The sequence below is a fragment of the Erwinia sp. PME.40.26/001 genome, from assembly GCF_055556675.1.
This window is the reverse complement of sequence record NZ_JBVHNP010000242.1, coordinates 1-262: the sequence shown is the minus strand read 5'-3', so window position 1 is coordinate 262 and position 262 is coordinate 1. Positions and strand designations below refer to the sequence as shown.

1 protein-coding gene is annotated in these 262 nt (G+C 74.4%); it reads right to left on the bottom strand.

The window, feature by feature from the left end; translation table 11 throughout:
• Nucleotides 1–262, bottom strand: a 262-nt coding sequence (locus ACZ3HG_RS24025; protein ID WP_465334924.1) for a hypothetical protein, incomplete at both ends; no start/stop codon positions are given.

Below are 262 nucleotides of genomic sequence, written 5' to 3'. Positions count from 1 at the left end.
CAGGATGAGCCCGGCGAGCACCGACCCCACCGCCGCGCACGCCGTCATCAGTGTATCGCTCCGCCCCTGTCGGCGCGGGCGAGCGGCCAGCGGAGTCGCTTCGGTGAGCAGCGCCGAACCCGCGACGGTTGCGGCACTCCACCCGAGGCCCAGGAGGACCAGCGCCACGAGCACGCCGGCCTGCGACCACGAGAGCGTCGCGGCGACCACCAACGCGGCCGCGAGCAGCACCTGCCCGAGGAACACGACCGGAATCCGCCCG